The sequence below is a fragment of the Bacillus sp. AY18-3 genome, assembly GCF_008042305.1.
Lineage (GTDB): Bacteria > Bacillota > Bacilli > Bacillales > Bacillaceae_G > Bacillus_A > Bacillus_A wiedmannii.
The window spans coordinates 209,939-227,546 of sequence record NZ_QKQR01000004.1 but is presented as its reverse complement, the minus strand read 5'-3'; the positions used below and the strand labels follow the sequence as shown (position 1 = coordinate 227,546).

The following is a 17,608-nucleotide window of genomic DNA, read 5'->3' as shown; positions in this document are numbered from 1 at the left end:
ACGTAAGTGAATTTGCTTAATAAAAAAAGCTATCTTTCTGTATATCTCTACAAAAAGATAGCATCTTTTATGATTACATTTCTTAACTGATATTCCTACTCAGCAAAAGCACTCGAATACTGTACAATTCCTTCTACACCTTGCAGAGCGTTCTCACTTAACTCCATCACCATAAATACTTCATCTGGCACTTCAAATGGTGCTTTTATATTCCACTCACTTGCTTTCTTAAAGCCAAATTTCGGATAGTATTCTGGGTGTCCTAATACTACAACTGACCCGTATCCAAGTTCTTTCGCTTTTTCTAACGCAGCTCCAATAAGTTTTCCACCAATTCCTTTTTTCTGATAGCCCCTAGCAACTGAAACCGGTGCAAGTGCTAATGATTCTACAGAAGTTGCACCTTGTTCTATCTTTATTTTTGATAACAGAATGTGCCCAACAATTTCTTCATTTACCGCAACGATTGATAATTCAGGAATAAACGCTTCACATTTTCTAATACGACTCACAAGTTCATGTTCTGTTTTATCACTGAATTCTTCTTTTAAAAATGCTTTTTGTACAACTTCTTCTGTTTTTTTATAATCACTTTGTTGTTCTTGTCTAATCGTTACCATTTTAACTTATTCTCTATTCTTTCTTATTTCTTTTTGGATTTTACGAAGCGCTTTTTTCGATCCACGCTCAATATCATGTTGCATTTTTCTTTCTTTATAATCGACAAATAGTGTATTTAAATCGTATCCCTCTGGGTATAATTCTTTTGCTGCTACCTCTAACGTAATACGTTTTACATTCACTTCAATGAATTCACCGTTATAATATACAACGACGTTATAGAAATTATCTATTTCCTTATAGATGATACCAAAATCATCATAATCTAATACATTTACACGATCGCCGATTTTGTACTCGTAATGATTTTCTCTTTTTTCTTGCACAAATTTCGGTTTTCTAATTTTGCTTTCATTCAGTTTTTCAAAACGATATTCTTTATTTTCCATGTACTCTTTCGCTCTTTTCAGTACATGTTCTCTTACGTTCATTTTATTTGCAATCCAAAGTGCATTACTTTCACCTGATTTTCCGATTACTAATTTATAAAGTGGTTCTAGTGTCTCACTATTAAATTGCATCGCTGCATTCATAAAATCATCATGCATTTCTGAGAACCGTTTAATTTCACCATAATGAGTACTCGCAACTGTAATACATCCCGCAAGATAAAACTCCTCTAAAATAGAAATTGCAAGTGCTGCCCCTTCATTCGGTTCAGTCCCGCTTCCTATCTCATCAAATAATAGTAGCGTATTATTATTTGACATCCTCATAATTTCAGATAGATTTTTCATATGAGATGAAAATGTACTTAGTGCATTTTCAATACTTTGATTATCACCAATATCTACAAATACATTTTCAAAAATAGCAATTTCTGTTTCTTTATCTCCAGCGATGTGCAGACCTGACATTGTCGCTAATGTTAGTAGTCCAATTGTTTTTAATACAATTGTTTTCCCGCCTGCATTTGGTCCTGTAATAATTAAACTACGATAACTTTGACCGATTTCAAAGTGTAACGGTACTACTTTTCCGTTTAAAAGCGGATGCTTACAATTTACTAAATGAATGTAGCCATGATCATTTAACTTTGGCTCTATTCCATCGATCGATTTACTAAACTTCGCTTTTGCAAATACCATATCATACTGACTAATTAATTCCATATTAATTTTTATATGATAAATATTTTCTACTACCATCCCTGATAAAGTCGCTAAAATTTGATACTCTTCCATCGCTTCTTCTGCTTTCAAACTTGCGAGTTCCACGTTTAACTTTGTAACCGTATGCGGTTCTACAAATACAGTAGAACCTTTAGCGGACGCTTCAACTATACTTCCCGCAACTTGATTTTTATAAGAAGATTTAATTGGAATCGTATACCTATCATCCTTCTTACTAATAAAGAACTCTTGAATATACTTCTTATTTGCACTACTATTTAAAAACTTCGTTAAGCGCTCTTTTATTTTTCCGTCTACCGAATCAATGTTATTGCGAATTCGTTTTAATTCCTTACTCGCAGCTGCATCAATACTATTACCTTTAATGGAAAAGTTGATTTCCTCTTCAATACTTTTATATTCAGTCATTGAATTCGCATAAGAAGCTAATACTGGCGCAAAAAATTCTTTATCTAACATAAATTTTTTAATCTTTCTACAGCCGCGTAAAAAGTCAGAAACACTTACTAACTCTTCAGGATCTAAAATCATCCCTTTTTCTAATTTTTGAATTGTACTAGCAATATTTGAAATACCGAAAAAAGGAACATGCCCTTCTGCATCTACTATAGCTCGTGCTTCCGTCGTTTCATTCAAGCGATTCCTCACTACTTTTATACTCGTACTCGGCTCTAATTTGTTTAATAATTCCTTACCTAATCCACTTACACAATATGATTTCACTATTTCCTTTAATTCGTTATATTGTAACTTTTCAAAAGTCATCGTATTCATTTTATTTCTCCTCACTATGATTGATTTTTATCATAAATGAAGATACCTACTCATTAGATTCCAATGAGTTCTACATGATTCATTTACCATTTTTATACATTCAAAAAATATACAAAAAAGCTGCGGGGATACCGCAGCTTTTACATTTACAAGGCATGTGTAATAACATATGAGGAAATAAGCCATAAAAAACGGATGGCACTCCCCTTATTACACGCTTTATAAAGTATTGTAGGTATCTTCATAGGTATCGAAATAAATCCATGACAAAATTAGGGGCATGGTATACATAAAAATCCCCTGTTCTTATCCGATTTATTTCATTAAATTTTTCCTATTTAGTACCTACCGCACTCACAAAAAGCACCTCTCATTAATTTATATTATAGTCATTGAAATCTAATTTACTGAAATCATCATACTATATGTTTTGTGAGAAGTAAAGGTGTCCCTTTCACACCTTACTAAGGACATTTTTTTCTGATAATACTCTTTTACTTTATAGATTGCAAAATCTTCATATACTCATTTCTTTTCTCAAGGGTATTCTTCGCATCTTCAGCCGTTACTAAATGCTCTACCGCAATATATTGTAAAACATCCTTATTAATATTTGGTAGCTGGATCGTTATCTCTTCCACACTACTCTTACTATTTTCAATTATCTTATTAAATTCCTGAATACTTCTCGCAAGCTCCGCTAACGTTTCCATATGTGCACGGTTGTTTACGTTCAAAAAGATATTACTTTTGAAAACTGCCGTAACATAATGCTTCGGATGTTTCTTCACTATTCTTTTCTCTGTATCCTTATCGAAAACAATATCCCCCGTCTGCATTTGCTCGAAAGTAAATAGAGTATTATTTCCTTTTTCCTCATAATATGTATTGAATCCTTCTCGTAAATCATTTGCTCCTTTTTTTATTTTATAGTTATCATTATTTACCTTTGGAGAACTTCGTCCATCGAAGGATATTTGAAACTGTAAATGCGGTTCATCTACTTGCTGTACATAAGCTGTTCGTGTGTTTGGACCTAAAAAATCCTTACCTTGGTCGGCTATTTCAATTCGATCTAGTTTTACAGAAATACCATGCTCCAATTTTGTATAACTTTGTGCTTTTTGTTCAATTTCTTTATCCGATATATCACATGATGTTAATAGGAATAAACTAAACATTATGCTATATTTCATTATTGTTCTTTTCATATTGCCTCTCCTTTTGCTACTACTGCCTATACAGAAATGTCCTTATGGATTTTAAATTACGATTTATATAAAGAACTTCTTCTCATAACCACAAGTGTAAAAACACCCATTAGTTATCACTTTACACTTATAGTGTAATTTTACACTATAAGTGTTTTATCGTAAAGCACATATAATATCTATGAAAATCACGTTAAAAACATACTAATATTTAGTTCTATAGCAATCACAATACTATTTTTTATTGTATTGAACTTTAAAGTAATAACTTTAATTTCGCTGCAAAAAAAATTAAATAAGCGCCTCCGCTATTGCGAATGTCATTTACTTACCCTAATACATTTAATAATTATGACAAGCAATCATAGGAGGTTACTAGATGAGCGAACAATACATCATTTTACCTGGGCCTGCTCTTGAACCAAATTTAATTGGTCCCACACTACCACCAATTCCACCATTTACATTTCCGACCGGGCCTACTGGGGTTACAGGACCCACTGGAATTGGAATAACTGGGCCTACCGGGGTTACAGGGCCTACCGGAATTGGAATAACTGGGCCCACTGGGGTTACAGGGGTTACAGGGGTTACAGGGGTTACAGGGCCTACCGGAATTGGAATAACTGGGCCTACTGGAGCAACCGGTTTAGGGATACTCCCTGTATTTGGAACAATAACTTCTGAAATAGGTATCGGTTTTTCAGCAGTAGTTAATACAAATGTTAACTTTACCATTCCAGGACCTGTTAGTGGAACTACTCTAAATTCAGTAGACAACTCCATTACAATTAATACCACTGGTGTATACTCTGTATCCTTTTCAATCGTATTTGCGATACAAGCTATTTCATCTAGCATATTAAATCTTACAATAAACGATTCGATTCAATTCGCAATTGAAACACGAGTTGGTGGTGGTTCTGGAGTAAGAGCTACATCCGCCAGAACTGATCTATTATCTTTAAACCAAGGAGATGTTATTCGAGTACGAATAAGAGAAGCCACAGGTGACATTATTTATTCCAACGCATCTCTTGTTGTCTCAAAAGTCGACTAGTTCATTTATTAAAATAAAGATTTAGGAATGATAATAATATAAAAAGAAGAGGAAAACTTATATTTCAGTCTACCTCTTCTTTTCTATTAACAATTCACTGCTGAACATATATGGAAACTGATCCTCCACTTACATGGAACTGCCCCCATCCATCCCTATTAATTGTTACAGTATTTGTTTGATTACCCGTCATATCGTGCCATAATTCCCCTGCATTATTCTTTCCAACATCCATCCACTTTGATCCTCCCGGTCCATCAGAGATTAATGTCGCTAAACCAGAATTAGCATGTACACTATCACCTTCTCTTGTCCATCCAATCACATCTGGATGGTCTAAATAATCACGCTGCGTACCATATGCAAAGTTTTTTCGTGCCGTCAAAATCGGATCAATTTTATCTTTTAATGCTGGAATTTCATAACTACTATTTCCGTTTGTCCCATAGTAATCACCATAGAAAACTGAAGGATAGCCCTCTGCACGAGTTAAAATAAATGCATATGCCAACGGTTTAAACCACGGACTTACTACAGATTCTAATGACTGTCCAGGCTGAGAATCATGATTCTCAACGAGAGTAACTGCAAGTGCAGGGTGATTTTGCATTACTGTTCCATTTAAAATATTTCTCATATCATAATTCCCATTTCCTTTTGAAGCATAATGAAAATTGTAATGCAGTGGTGCATCAAATACAGATTGATTATAATTGACCTTCGCTAAATAATTATTTAAAGTTCGAATATCATTTTGCCAATATTCAGCTACTGTAAACATTTCTTTCCCCGTTTGCTGTCTGACATGATTTACCCAATCGCGTAAATATTCATGATCAATATGTTTAACAGCATCTAAACGAAAGCCATCTAAATTTAATTCATTCGCATACCACTTTCCCCAATTTTTCATCTCATTCGCAACATCTGGATGATCAAAATCAAGATCTGCATACATCAAATAATCATAATTTCCATTCTCGCTAGACACTTCCCAGTCCCATGCTTTACCTATCCCCCTAAATTTATAAATTCGATTTAATTTCCTTCCTTCATCCCAATCCGTTCCGTCAAAATGATACCATTTCCATTTGAAATTAGAATAAGCATCGCCACGCCCTGGAAAGTTAAACCCCGTCCATGCATTAATTTCATAATCACCGGATACTTCAATATTTCGATTGTTACGGTCTACCTCGACAACTGTTACAGTTTCAGTATAATCTGCTCCACCTTTGTGATTCATAACTACATCACCATATACATCAATGTTTTGCTTATGTAAAGCTTCAATTGCAGATTTCAGCTGTGCTTTTGTCCCATATTTCGTCCGCACCGTTCCTTTTTGATTGAATTCTCCCAAATCATATAAATCATACGCTCCATATCCTACGTCATTTTGCGTAGTTCCTTTATATGCAGGCGGTATCCAGACAGATGTAATTCCTTTCTGAGCTAAATTTCCAGCATCCGAACGCAAACGATTCCAATGATTCCCATCATTCGGAGCATACCACTCAAAATACTGCATTAACGTTCCATTGTTAACCGTATCTGCATAAACTTTACTCCCCCCATATATACTAGGTAAATACAAAACAACCGACAAGCCGACTACTGTTATTCTTTTCAACATATTTACATCATCCCCTTCCAAGAAAACGTTTGCATAGTTTATCGGAATTATTATAATATTCGTTCTACAATTAGTAAAGTAGCAATCTCTCACTCTCCCACATTATTTTTTAATCTAACTTCACATATTTAACAAATACTTCAAAGTAGTTTTCATTTCACATCTTATTCAAGATTGTTTACAATTTATCTATAAAAGCATGACGGAGGGATTTCTATGACCGACTTTCAAAAACAATTTTTCGCACGATTACATATAGAAGAAAAACAAAAAGTTTCATTTGAAGATTTACCTAACATTATGTACGCGATGGCACAAACTGTCCCTTTTGAAAACTTAAATATACTCGAAAACAACTTTACAGAAATATCAAAAGAAAATCTAAAAGAAAAAATTTTAGTAAACAACCGTGGCGGTCTTTGTTATGAACTCAATCCTACTATGTACTACTTCCTTAAAGACGCTGGATTTGATGTTCATCTCGTTTCAGGAACAGTGTACAATGCTGCAAATTCTATATGGGCTGTTGATTCTGGACACATCGCAACTGTTTTAGCACATCATAATGAACTTTATTTAATTGAAGTAGGATTCGGATCATACTTACCTCTTACACCTATTCCTTTCTCAGGTGAAGTCATTCACTCCATTACAGGAGATTATCGTATTCGTAAAGAAATGACTGAAAAGGGAAATTACATGTTAGAGATGCGTAAAAACAATGAGTTTTTGGATCAATCTTCTGCTGATGATTGGACGTTAGGCTATGCATTTTATATAGAAGAAGTGGATGAAGAAAAAGCAAATGCAGCACAAGAAATTATCGTTGAACATGAGGGCTCACCATTTAACAAAGTACCTCTTATTGTAAAATTAACTGAAGATGGGCATGCATCTTTAACAAAGGATAGTCTCACAATAGCGAAAAACGGTAAAAAAACGAAAGAAAACGTTACAGATGTGCAATATAAAAATCTTTTACATTCAAAATTCGGAATTACATTATAATTTTTTAAGCCTTGTCATTTTAGCAAGGCTTTTCAATTTTCAGCAGGGATTTTTTGCAATTTGTTGTATTTCATAGTTATATAGGAATATAACTACATATTTAGAAAGGAAATGATTATGACAGAACTTAAAGATCGACTACAAGTAGATGATAAAGAGAAATGGGATTTAACGGATATTTATCATACAATTGAAGATTGGGAAAGCGATTTTCATAAAATTGAAGTATTAACGAAAGAATTACATGAGTTTAATGGACATATTCACGATGGCAATAGTTTATTAGCCTATTTAACAAAGAGCGAAGAAATTTCTAGCATAATATCTTTAATGTTCGCTTATGCACGATTACAATCTGATCTTGATACGCGCGATACTGACGCTCAATCTCTTGTCGATAAAGTATCACAATTACACGTGAAAGTAAGTGCGGCTAAATCTTTCTTTTCCCCATTCTTACTTAGCGTAGATGAAAACACATTACATTCTTACATAGAAGAAGCAGAAGGTTTACAATATTATAAAGAAGACTTATTTGAATTATACCGTTATAAAAAACACGTATTGAATAAAGACCAAGAAGAGATTTTATCACAAATGGGTGAAGCACTTTCCTCCCCACAGCATACATACGGCATGTTAAATAATGCAGATATACTATTTGGTGAAGTGACTACTGATGAGGGAGAAAAAGTTACTTTAACGCGTGGAATGTATGCAAAGTTAATAGAAGATGAAAATCGCGAGAAACGTAAAGAAGCCTATAAAGCTTATTACAAACCATACGTTCAATTAAAAAATTCTATCGCTTCTACTTTATCTGCTGCTATTAAAAATAATGTTACTGTTTCAAAGCTAAGAAAATATCCATCAGCTTTAGAAAAGTCATTATTTGGCGACATGGTTCCGAAAGAAGTATATGAAAATTTAATTGAGACGACGAAAAAAAATATTCAATCACTACATACTTATAATGAACTTCGAAAAGAAAAATTACATGTAGATGAACTACGCCAGTACGACTTGAGCGTTGATTTAGTAGCGGGTGTAAAACAAGACATTCCATATGACAAAGCGTTTGACATGATGATCGAATCACTAGCTCCATTAGGTGAAGAATATATTGAAACATTAAAAAGCTTTAAAGATAAGCGTTATATTGACGTGAGAGAAACGCCAGGAAAACGTTCCGGCGCTTATAATTTTGGTGTATACGGTGTTCATCCTTTCATTCTTTTAAATCATCACGATGATTTAAATAGCCTTTTCACTCTCACTCATGAATGTGGACACGGTATGCATACGCACTACTCACACGGATACCAACCGAGAATTTCTGCACACTATACTATTTTTGTTGCAGAAGTCGCTTCTACAGTAAATGAAGTCCTATTAATTCATCATTTATTAAAAGAAGCAAAAGATGCTAATGTACGTAACCATTTAGTAAATCATTTCATCGACAAATTTAAAGGCACTTTCTTTACACAAATTATGTTCGCTGAGTTTGAAAAAATCACACATGAAATGGCGCAGCAAGGTAAACCATTAAATGCCCAAGTCTTTAGCGAAGTTTATGAAAACTTGTTTAGAGAGTATAATGGCGACTCCCTCGTATTTGACGAAGAAGTAAAATACGGCTGGGCTAGAATACCGCATTTCTATCGTCCATTTTACGTGTACAAATACGCAACTGGTTTCGCTTCTGCAATCCAAATTGCTGATAAGTTATTGAGCGGCGATCCAAATACTCAAAAACATTATATTGAATTCCTTAAAGGCGGAAGTTCTGACTATCCATTAAACTTACTGAAAAAAGCTGGAGTTGATTTAACTACGCCAGAACCGATTGAAAGTGCACTAAATCGTTTTAGCTCACTTGTTGAAGAGTTTTCAGCATTATAAAAAGCATGCAGAGTATATACTCTGCATGCTTTTTTCATTTCGGATACTCTATGCCAAATGTTGCTGCGTCACACAATGAATCATGCCACCATACGCAAACAGTTCATTTACATAAATACCGACAATTCTTCTTCCTGGAAACTGCCCTTCAATGATTTGAAGCCCTAACTTGTCATGTTCATCACCATATATAGGAACTAATACAACTTCATTTCCAATGTAGAAATTCAAATATGAGCCCTTACAGTCTGCTTCTTTTACCACTTTTCTTGTCACCGGTACTGGTATGAGCTGAAATGGTTTTCCATCTATATTTCTTGCTTGTCGCAATTCTTGATAATGCTTTTCGTACGCCTCCAAAAGGTATGATTCACTTTCTCCGAAAGGATCATATTCATAAAGAATTGTATTTTCATTTACAAAACGTGCTGCTCCATCAATATGGTAATCCGTATCTTCATCATAATTATCCTCACCGCGAATGCCCGTTATCCATATAAAATTCGTTACCCCTAAATGCTTCGTTAACTCTATTTCAATCTCTTCCTGACTTAATGTAGGATTTCGATTTTCATTTATAATAGAAGTTTGTGCCGCCATTAAGGTGCCATTTCCGTTTATCTCTATTCCTCCGCCCTCTAGACAGACACTAGAATTAACTTTTGGAATGCTATACGTTTCACTTATTTTTTCCGGAATAACAGCATCATTTTCATACGGATATTTCTCACCCCACCCATTAAAAATCCAGTGTGTTAAGCAGAGATCGCCTTCCTTATTTTTCACAAAAATCGGTCCATTATCTCTTATCCAAATATCATCCGTCTCTTGAACTAAGAAATCAATTTTATCCATATCCACTTTCGCTTCCATTAACTTCGATTGGACATGTACTTTTTCTTCTTCATCATATACAACAATATGCACAATTTCTCCGTAATGAAGCTCCTTTGCCATCGTTACCCAAATATCATCTAGCTTAGCTCTGTAACCTCCACCTCTATGAGCTTTATCATGAGGCCATTGGAGCCATGTCCCCTCATGCTTTTCCCACTCAGCAGGCATATAAAATAAACTTTTTGTCATACGTGTTCACCCCTTCTATCAATGTAAGTTCAGTCTAAACTTTGACATCGTGTTAAGGTCAACAGAAATATATTCATATACTTGTAACTACTTTATAAGGTGTCTCTTTATTTCTCCTTGTGATACACTACTTCTCCTTGTAAAACCGTCACTAAAACTTTCGCATCTGGAATCTTATCGGCACTCATTTTAGTAATATCTTCATTTAGTAATATCATATCGGCTGATTTACCTACTTCGATTGAACCAGTAATATTATCAAGGCCTAATGCTTTAGCGGGCTTAATTGTATAAGCATCAATAGCTGCATATACAATTAAGCCCTTTTCATTAATACTTAGTGCATTTGAAATTGTCACAAGTGGATTTAGTTCATTTACATCCCAATCACTACTAAGTGACACGTTTGCTCCTGTTTTCCAAATGCGTCCTAACGGCATAATTCGTTTCATCTGTTGATTTGTAAAATACGTACTTGCCCAGCTTTGTTTAGGATCTTCTGCAAAATCATGACCTACTTGGAAATCAGCGCTAATACCTAACTTAGCAAAACGATTTATATCACTATCTTCTACCATCTCAACATGCGTAAGCGTATAAGGCTGATTCGCCCCTTCTTTTTTCGCTGCCTCAATTGCATTTAAACTCTCTCTTACCCCGCCATCTCCAATCGTATGAATGAGCGCACCGTAACCAAGTTTATTAAGTTCCTTCAACCACCATTTCATTTTCTCTTCTGGAATATAGTTCAAACCGTACGGCGTTCCCTGAAACCACTCAAATTTATATTTTTCTAGTATTTTAGCTGTACTGTTAATGCTAATTCCATCACTATACATCTTCACTTGATTAATAAGCATTCGAGATGATACATCATCACGCTTAATCTTTTTGAAATACTCTATTTGTTCTGCTTCATTTAAGTTCGGATATACCCACGGACGAAGTACTACTCGCGACGTTAACTTTTTCTCATCGTTAACTTTATTCCAAACATCTAACCAGCCTCGTTTCCAATAAAGACGTCCATCGCCGACTGTAGTAATCCCATTCTTCGCAACCTCATCTAAACCGTCCAGCAAACCTTCATAATTTTTTTCAAAGAGATTAGGCTGAGAATTCCATGCTTTTTCCATCACGATATCTCCTGCTGTATCATAAAGAAGCCCGAAAGGTTCTCCTGTTTCTGGATCCCGGATGATTCTTCCGCCTTGCGGATCTTTCGTCTCTTTATTTATTCCCGCTACTTCCAATGCTTTTGAGTTAACCCAGACAGAATGAGAAGTTCTTTCCATAATTAATACAGGGTTATTAGGAAATAACTCATCAAGAACTTGTAATGGCGTTTGTTGTTCTGATTTTTCGTCCATATCTTTTAACAGCTCTTCCAAACTAAATCCTGTTCCACTTATCCATTCGCCATCTTTCACATCTTTTTTACAAGCCTTTAAATACGAGCGTTGTTCTTGCAACGAAGCATCCGGTGAAACACTACAATTCCCTGCTGCTGGTGATTTCGCCTCAAATATATGATTGTGATTGTCCACAAAACCAGGAAGAATAAAACGTCCTTGTAAATCCACCACTTTCGTATCTTCATTTATAAATCCTTCTACATCTTTGTTTGAACCAACAAATGTAATTTTCCCTTCTTTAACGGCTACAGCTTCTACAATGTCTTGCTTGTCATTTGAAGTATAGATTGTACCATTTTTAAACACTACATTTTTTGGCAACTGATTAGGTAGAACGAAGCTACCATTCTCACCTTCTCCTACTCCAGGAGTACACACTGAAACCCATGTCATACTTAGAATCAGACAAATAATCATGATTGTTCTTTTCATTTTCTTTCTCCTTTTTATTATGATGAATTACTTACATAAATAGAATAAGGATTGACATAATGTTAATGTCAATCCTTATCCTCAGTCTATTTTCATAACTAAAAAACAAATTTGTGTCACATACTCCTCTACTAAACAATCACATTCAGGTCCCTTAATGTAAACCTCATATGGTGAACCATCTATTACATAACCATTTCTTTCAATCCATTTTTCTAACGCAATATAAGCGAAGCCTATATAGTCATAACTTCCATAATGCATAGTAGTAACGACTTGATGTGGATTTAATTTTTTTATTTCATATTCTTGTGCTACATCTTTATTGTTCCCATGCATGACCGGAATCCTTAATTCAACATCACTTTCATTTGGAATATACTCTTCATCATAAAAGACCGTAGAGGGCGAACCAACTATTGATAAGTTATGCTTTTGTACTTTTTCATATAAGTCATAAAAATAATCATCCATATCATCTATATTTATTTGCAGTCTTTGAGCAATTACTGTTATTTCATTTCTCATTCCAATAAATATATCGTAATTTCTATGACAAGCAGTATTTAAGGCATGATTCATATTTACCATTTCATTCATTTCTGAAATAACCTGTAAATTTTGTTTTACCTCATGAGATAACTCTATAATTTGTGCTTGCATGTGTTTAATAAATGAATCTTGATCTGACGACTGAAGAATAATTTTAATTTTCGGTAGCGGGAACTTATACTCCCTTAACTTTTTTATTTTCAACGCTATTTCTAACTGCCCTTGCTCATAATATCTATACCCATTTTCCGGGTTCACATATGCTGGTTTTAATATATCCTCTTTGTCATAATGCCTTAGCATCCGTGTACTCATTTTACAAATCCGTGAAAACTCAGTAATTGTATACATATACTTACCCCTTGAATACATTTTCTTATAAGCTTATTTTAAAACCAATCAAAAATCTTCTTAACTGAAAAATCTTCATTCTGATTTTTCAATCTCCTCATTTTTGAAGGTAATAAATGACGAGGGCAATACCACGTTAAACAATTTATTGCGCCTCCCATTGTCGATATTTCTCCTACATGAATTTGAATAGCTTGTTTCTCCGTATGCTGTTGAATATATTGTAAAAATTCCCTATCTTTAGCTAATCCAAACTTAGGAACATAAATCGTATCACATGTTTCTAACATATTTATATACAACCCTTTTGCCGATGCTATTTCTTCATCATATTGTCCCTTTTCTGTATATGACGATGGAACAACTATAAATTTAGCTTCTGGCATTTGCTCTTGAATAATTTCTTGAACATTATATCTAAATTCATGATCCCCTAAAAAATCACTAATAAACATCGTATGTTCATCAATAAATTTAACCATTCCGTCTGCATGTGCAAGTACGTCCCCTTCTTCAGCAGGAATAATAATAACTCGGCTCACATCCAAATCCCATTCCAGTTGCTCTATAATTTCTTCTTCCGTCCAATCATCATTATCATCAAATATGCGTTCCGTTACTATAACAGTATCTTTTTTATTCCAAATAAGATTTCCACCGTCTAATATCAATGGAGACTTCACATATTCAAAATCGTTCTTTTTTAACCATTTATTAAATTGTTGATCTAAATATCTCCATTGATCTTTCGGTAAGTAATTTGGTTGATATTTAAATTTAACTAAATGATTTGTGACAACTGGTGCAACATCTCTTAGCCAAATATCATCATACTCAAAAAAGCTTGTATGAAAGTCTTGCTCTTCAATGGATAAAGAAACTAGTTGATCAGTAAATGATTTATTTTCATTTACGTATTCATTAAAATAAATCAGGTCTTCATAAAATGGACGATAATATGCATTTGATTTATCTGGTATTGCAGTAAAAATAATTCCATTATGTTTTTGTTCCATATTATTTACCTCGCTTTTTAATAATGGTTGAATAACTAATTTCACTATGCCAACTATTTCTCTTTTCATAACAATGTTCGAAACGTGCACATTTCATGAATGGATTATAGCACGGAGAAATATTATATATTTATATAAAAAATATATAGCCGTGGTTGAGCGAAAAATTGACTCTTGACAGGGTTTTAAAATACAATAATAAAAATTTATATGAAAGTATGAAATTTAATAATAGAATCATAAGCCCTATCATTATGAAACTAGTTAATATTATTCCTTTCAATGCCCTTGCTCCTTTTTGCGAAAAATAAAACATGACAAAATAGATAAAGGTAACAATGTACCTATTTTGTCGGTAGGTTGCTGAATTTCAATCGATTATTTCAATTGAATCGGTTGTTGCTGTGTAACACAATGAATCATGCCGCCATTTTTATAAAGCTCTCTCACATCAATACCAACTACTTTACGATCTGGATATAACTTCTGAATCGTATCGTTTGCGATTTTATCATTCGGATCATTATAATTAGGAACCAATACCACAGCATTCCCAATATAATAATTGGTATACGAGCCTTTATAATCGAGAGCTTTTCCATTTTCTAAAGTAACTTTATCTTTACTAAGGGGTAAGTATTCATACTTATACTTCTGTCCTGAAGCATTTTTTGCATCTAACAATGTATCCATATCCTTGTTTGACAACCCCCATTCGGCTAGGTCATCTTCTTTCATCGTTACAATGGTAGATTTACCATGGAATTTAGCAAATCCATCGATATGAAAATCAGTAATATCTAAATTAGGTACTCCATCTAACCAAATAAAGTTTGATACTCCTAGGTCACTTATATATTTTTCAATTTCCTTTTCTGATAAATTTGGATTTCTATTTTTATTTGTTACTGCACTTCGAGTTAATAAAGCAGTCCCATTACTGTCTAATTCAATTGCGCCGCCTTCAAGGACAAAGTTCCCCCAATCAATCCTTTCACCCCCTAATTGTTTACTAACATTTTCACGTATACGAGCATCATTTTTATAAGGTGTTTTCTTTCCCCAACCATTAAATGCTGGATCTAATATTTTGAGATTTTTATTATTGTCATAAACAAAAATCGGTCCACTATCTCTTGCCCATACATCATCAGTAGGAGCGATAAAGAAATCAATTTTATCCATATTCAGTCCTTTATCTATTAAAAGATTATTGATGCGCTCTTTCTCTTCCTCATCGTATGCAACAATATGAACTTTTTCACCCTCAGTTAAAGCGCTTGCCATCTTAACCCAAATCGGTTCAACTTCCTGCTTATATTCTTGACCATATGTGTATTCATGAGGCCATTGCAACCATGTACCTTCATGCTTATCTTTTTCATCTGGCATCGTATATTTCCCAACTTTTTTCTGTACCTCTACTTTTCCATTCTCTTTCCCTTTTACATTTTCTTTACCACCTTCAAAAGAACAACCACTAATAATCGTTGTAGATAATGCAGCTATTAAACAAAACTTTACTACTTTTTTCACCTTTTCATCCTCCTGTTCTTACCTCCAATAATGTAAAGCTTCACATAGTGTGAAGCTCAAGCTTTTTCATCAATGTAAAAATTACCAATTATCCTTTACATTCATATCATTTAACTACCTATATAGATTTATTCAAATATCAACCACCTTTCTCACCTACTTAGTCAGCAAACAGAACATGACTAAATAAAAAAAATCGGTATTGATAATTACATATCAATACCGACTTTTAAAATTATTATTTTCCTTCTATTAAATCATTCGCCATTTTCCTAAACTCCTGATTAAACGAATCATTCATACCATTTTGTACGTTAGAGAATAATATTACAAACGTTCGTTTATCCCGGTTAAAATTATTAAATGTATTCCAACCAGCTAATACACCATGATTATGATAATAATCTGGATTAGTATAGAAACTAAACCCATATTTTCTTACAGATGATGCAGTAAACATATCTGATACACTTTGTTTAGAAATCAACTTTCCATCCATAATAGCCTCATCTAATCTTTTCATATCTTCAATAGTCGTATACATTTCACCACACCCATACAGCCAATTCATTTTTAACCGAGGCGCAGCTATTAACTCGTTATCTTTTTTCGTATAACCTTCTGCTAAAAAAATATCTTCAGGGAGAGTTGCACCCATTCCAGATTCATGCATTTCAACAGGCGTAAAAATATTTTCTTTCACATATTCAGCAAGCGGTTTATTCGATATCTTTTCTACAATATACGCAAGCACCATATAATTATAATCTGTATATTTCCAACCAGTCCCTGCAGGAAATTGCAATTTTTGTGCACCAATCCACGTTACTAACTTTAATCGTGACGCCGCATCAACCCTACCTTGTCCCTGATCTGGCAACCCAGACGTATGGGTTAACAAATTTCGTAACGTAATGTTTTTATCTGCCGGAAATGATGGAATATACTTATTTACATTGTCTTCAATATTTAATTTCCCTTTTTCTTTTAGCTGCATAATAGATATTGCAACGACTGTTTTCGTAATAGAACCAATGCGATATTTCGTTCTTGGCGTTGTTACTACTTTATCTTTCACATTCGCATACCCATAACCTTTGCGTAAAATTACATGATCTTTACTAGCTACAAGAACACTCCCATTAAATCCTTTATCTTTTAAATATTGATCTAGTTTTCCAGCTGCAACTTCATAGCGCTTTTTCTCATTCGCATCAACTTCTTGCATATCGCCCTTTTTCTTACTATTTACATTAGAAAATGCCTTTATATCATATTTCTTACCTTTATTTGCATGTATTAGTGTAACGACACTCCCACAAAAAATAGCAAAAATAAAGAAAACAATTAACCATTTCTTTAGCATAATAGGAACCCTCTTTTATCTAGTTTCACTTAACATGCATCCATTCTATTCTATATCTTTTAATTTTCAAATATTTCATAATATTATCTATCTATTATTCACCTATTTAAACTAGATTCCTTTTTCTCATATTCAGTTTTTGGCTACTCTCTATTGTATTTCTTTCTTGCAAAATTTCCACCTTACAATCGGATACACCCTACTATAATTTCAACAGCTTATGTAACATTTGTTACACATAATAAGAAATGGAGTTGTTACGATGAAAAATACCGATAAACACAATCGTTTAAATGATATGATGTTCCATTACAGAGTAACAAAAAATAACATAGTTTTAATTGAATATTACGGAAAATAAATTAAAATATTAAAAGGAAATGATGCTGAAAAATTTTTAAACAAAATAAATCATGCACATAACATAACGATACAGAAAAACAACTCATTATGGCTAAAGTAACAGGTAATTTCAAAAGAGGTAATGAACGTCATTGAAAACGAAT

At 33.7% G+C, this 17,608-nt stretch carries 13 protein-coding genes and 1 pseudogene; 4 read left to right on the top strand and 10 right to left on the bottom strand.

The window, feature by feature from the left end; genetic code table 11:
- Positions 1 to 95 precede the first annotated feature (95 nt).
- The 3 genes from DM800_RS03730 to DM800_RS03720 all read right to left on the bottom strand — a co-directional run bounded on the left by DM800_RS03730 (position 96) and on the right by DM800_RS03720 (position 3,739).
- A complete protein-coding gene (locus DM800_RS03730) occupies positions 96 to 620 on the bottom strand; it encodes a GNAT family N-acetyltransferase (RefSeq protein ID WP_046954651.1) in 525 nt (174 codons plus the stop codon).
- Between the two features lie 6 nt (positions 621 to 626).
- On the bottom strand, positions 627 to 2,528 hold the full coding sequence (locus DM800_RS03725; RefSeq protein WP_147786437.1) for an endonuclease MutS2: 1,902 nt from the start codon (positions 2,526 to 2,528) through the stop codon (positions 627 to 629).
- Between the two features lie 494 nt (positions 2,529 to 3,022).
- Entirely contained in the window at positions 3,023 to 3,739 is a 717-nt protein-coding gene (locus DM800_RS03720) for a hypothetical protein (protein ID WP_147786436.1), read from the bottom strand.
- A 379-nt stretch (positions 3,740 to 4,118) separates the two neighbouring features.
- On the opposite strand from DM800_RS03720, the gene betA reads away from it, so the two are divergent.
- A complete protein-coding gene (gene betA / locus DM800_RS03715) occupies positions 4,119 to 4,799 on the top strand; it encodes a collagen-like exosporium glycoprotein BetA (protein ID WP_147786435.1) in 681 nt (226 codons plus the stop codon).
- A gap of 94 nt (positions 4,800 to 4,893) precedes the next feature.
- Here betA and amyS read toward each other — a convergent pair whose 3' ends face one another.
- Positions 4,894 to 6,435: an alpha-amylase gene (gene amyS, locus DM800_RS03710; protein ID WP_147786434.1), complete on the bottom strand. Its 1,542-nt coding sequence runs from the start codon at positions 6,433 to 6,435 to the stop codon at positions 4,894 to 4,896.
- A gap of 216 nt (positions 6,436 to 6,651) precedes the next feature.
- Here amyS and DM800_RS03705 point away from each other — a divergent pair, with 216 nt between their 5' ends.
- Positions 6,652 to 7,443, top strand: coding sequence for an arylamine N-acetyltransferase family protein (locus DM800_RS03705; protein ID WP_088609600.1), 792 nt, complete (start codon positions 6,652 to 6,654; stop codon positions 7,441 to 7,443).
- Positions 7,444 to 7,560: 117 nt separating this feature from the next.
- Entirely contained in the window at positions 7,561 to 9,348 is a 1,788-nt protein-coding gene (gene pepF, locus DM800_RS03700) for an oligoendopeptidase F (RefSeq protein WP_147786433.1), read from the top strand.
- 48 nt (positions 9,349 to 9,396) lie between these two features.
- Here the strand turns inward: pepF and DM800_RS03695 are convergent, their stop codons facing one another.
- From DM800_RS03695 to DM800_RS03670, 6 genes are all read right to left on the bottom strand, one after another.
- Positions 9,397 to 10,434 (bottom strand): agmatine deiminase family protein, encoded by a 1,038-nt coding sequence (locus DM800_RS03695; RefSeq protein ID WP_147786432.1) that lies wholly within the window; start codon positions 10,432 to 10,434, stop codon positions 9,397 to 9,399.
- A 107-nt stretch (positions 10,435 to 10,541) separates the two neighbouring features.
- On the bottom strand, positions 10,542 to 12,281 hold the full coding sequence (locus tag DM800_RS03690) for an amidohydrolase (RefSeq protein ID WP_147786431.1): 1,740 nt from the start codon (positions 12,279 to 12,281) through the stop codon (positions 10,542 to 10,544).
- An 81-nt stretch (positions 12,282 to 12,362) separates the two neighbouring features.
- Positions 12,363 to 13,184 (bottom strand): MerR family transcriptional regulator, encoded by an 822-nt coding sequence (locus tag DM800_RS03685; RefSeq protein ID WP_147786430.1) that lies wholly within the window; start codon positions 13,182 to 13,184, stop codon positions 12,363 to 12,365.
- Between the two features lie 38 nt (positions 13,185 to 13,222).
- Positions 13,223 to 14,200, bottom strand: coding sequence for an agmatine deiminase family protein (locus DM800_RS03680; protein ID WP_147786429.1), 978 nt, complete (start codon positions 14,198 to 14,200; stop codon positions 13,223 to 13,225).
- 378 nt (positions 14,201 to 14,578) lie between these two features.
- Positions 14,579 to 15,736: an agmatine deiminase family protein gene (locus DM800_RS03675; protein ID WP_147786428.1), complete on the bottom strand. Its 1,158-nt coding sequence runs from the start codon at positions 15,734 to 15,736 to the stop codon at positions 14,579 to 14,581.
- 238 nt (positions 15,737 to 15,974) lie between these two features.
- Complete coding sequence (locus DM800_RS03670; protein ID WP_088064124.1) at positions 15,975 to 17,102, bottom strand: serine hydrolase domain-containing protein; 1,128 nt, start codon at positions 17,100 to 17,102, stop codon at positions 15,975 to 15,977.
- Positions 17,103 to 17,364: 262 nt separating this feature from the next.
- Between DM800_RS03670 and DM800_RS29525 the strand changes: the two are divergent.
- Positions 17,365 to 17,600: pseudogene (locus tag DM800_RS29525) on the top strand (hypothetical protein).
- Positions 17,601 to 17,608: the final 8 nt, after the last annotated feature.

Bases quoted from the DNA above. Each gene is read 5' to 3' on its own strand.
- DM800_RS03730 (WP_046954651.1), bottom strand. From the start codon at position 620: ATGGTAACGATTAGACAAGAACAACAAAGTGATTATAAAAAAACAGAA.
- DM800_RS03725 (WP_147786437.1), bottom strand. From the start codon at position 2,528: ATGAATACGATGACTTTTGAAAAGTTACAATATAACGAATTAAAGGAA.
- DM800_RS03720 (WP_147786436.1), bottom strand. From the start codon at position 3,739: ATGAAAAGAACAATAATGAAATATAGCATAATGTTTAGTTTATTCCTA.
- betA (WP_147786435.1), top strand. From the start codon at position 4,119: ATGAGCGAACAATACATCATTTTACCTGGGCCTGCTCTTGAACCAAAT.
- amyS (WP_147786434.1), bottom strand. From the start codon at position 6,435: ATGTTGAAAAGAATAACAGTAGTCGGCTTGTCGGTTGTTTTGTATTTA.
- DM800_RS03705 (WP_088609600.1), top strand. From the start codon at position 6,652: ATGACCGACTTTCAAAAACAATTTTTCGCACGATTACATATAGAAGAA.
- pepF (WP_147786433.1), top strand. From the start codon at position 7,561: ATGACAGAACTTAAAGATCGACTACAAGTAGATGATAAAGAGAAATGG.
- DM800_RS03695 (WP_147786432.1), bottom strand. From the start codon at position 10,434: ATGACAAAAAGTTTATTTTATATGCCTGCTGAGTGGGAAAAGCATGAG.
- DM800_RS03690 (WP_147786431.1), bottom strand. From the start codon at position 12,281: ATGAAAAGAACAATCATGATTATTTGTCTGATTCTAAGTATGACATGG.
- DM800_RS03685 (WP_147786430.1), bottom strand. From the start codon at position 13,184: ATGTATACAATTACTGAGTTTTCACGGATTTGTAAAATGAGTACACGG.
- DM800_RS03680 (WP_147786429.1), bottom strand. From the start codon at position 14,200: ATGGAACAAAAACATAATGGAATTATTTTTACTGCAATACCAGATAAA.
- DM800_RS03670 (WP_088064124.1), bottom strand. From the start codon at position 17,102: ATGCTAAAGAAATGGTTAATTGTTTTCTTTATTTTTGCTATTTTTTGT.